Source organism: Paenibacillus tengchongensis (genome assembly GCF_008973665.1).
Taxonomy (GTDB): Bacteria; Bacillota; Bacilli; order Paenibacillales; family Paenibacillaceae; genus Paenibacillus_AQ; species Paenibacillus_AQ tengchongensis.
Genome location: NZ_WACP01000043.1, coordinates 1 through 863 on the forward strand (window position 1 = coordinate 1; position 863 = coordinate 863).

The window sequence follows — 863 nt, forward strand, 5'->3', positions numbered from 1 at the left end:
GTTCGTTGCAAGTATCGCATGGCTATTTTCCATTAGTCCTAAATCAAAGGCGGGTACTTAGATCCGCCTTTGTTATCATTAGTTCAACATGTTTCCGTGATGACCGCTTGAAAATTAAAATACTTTTTTAAACGGCTTAATAATGACATCGCCATACACACCGGCTTCTACATAAGGATCTTGAGCTGCCCAGTCTTTTGCTGCTTGCAAGCTATCAAACTTGGCAATGACGGTCGAACCGGTGAAACCGGCCTCACCCGGATTTTCATCATCAATAGCTGGGTTTGGGCCTGCGGTTAATAAACGATCTTCCGCTTGGAGTTGTTTCAAACGAGCAAGGTGTTGCTCACGCACTGCCAAGCGTTGAGCCAACGTGTTCGGTTTGTCTTGAGCAAAAATGACGTAGTACATTTTGAGTCCTCTTGTTAGTTTATGGCGTTTTCATGTGTGCCAAAGCGGCATCTAATTCGTGATTATTTTCGCGTGGAATGGCGCGAGGTTTGCCTTGTGGATCCACGGCGACAAACGTAAATTGCGCTTCTGTCACGCAATAGCGTTCACCGATAGGTTCGCTTGCAACTTTTTTAACCCATACTTCCACTTTGATTTTAATTGAGCTACGTCCAACGTGTAAACATTGTCCATAGCAACAAACTACATCTCCAACAGAAACCGGTTGAATGAAATTCATGCTTTCGACGGCAACAGTCACAACGCGTCCGTGAGCGATTTCTTTTGCTAAGATTGCACCGCCAATGTCCATTTGAGACATAATCCAACCACCAAAAATATCGCCGTTAGCGTTGGTATTAGAAGGCATCGCTAACGTTCTGAGCAGAAGGGTGCCGTGAGATTGTTGCCCG

2 protein-coding genes are annotated in these 863 nt (G+C 45.1%); both read right to left on the minus strand.

Annotated features, from left to right (window positions below; genetic code table 11):
• Positions 1–114 precede the first annotated feature (114 nt).
• Entirely contained in the window at positions 115–411 is a 297-nt protein-coding gene (locus F1381_RS27845; RefSeq protein WP_006717394.1) for a YciI family protein, read from the minus strand.
• Between the two features lie 19 nt (positions 412–430).
• Positions 431–863: acyl-CoA thioester hydrolase YciA (gene yciA / locus F1381_RS27850; RefSeq protein ID WP_151738065.1), on the minus strand; the 433-nt coding region annotated here is incomplete at its 5' end.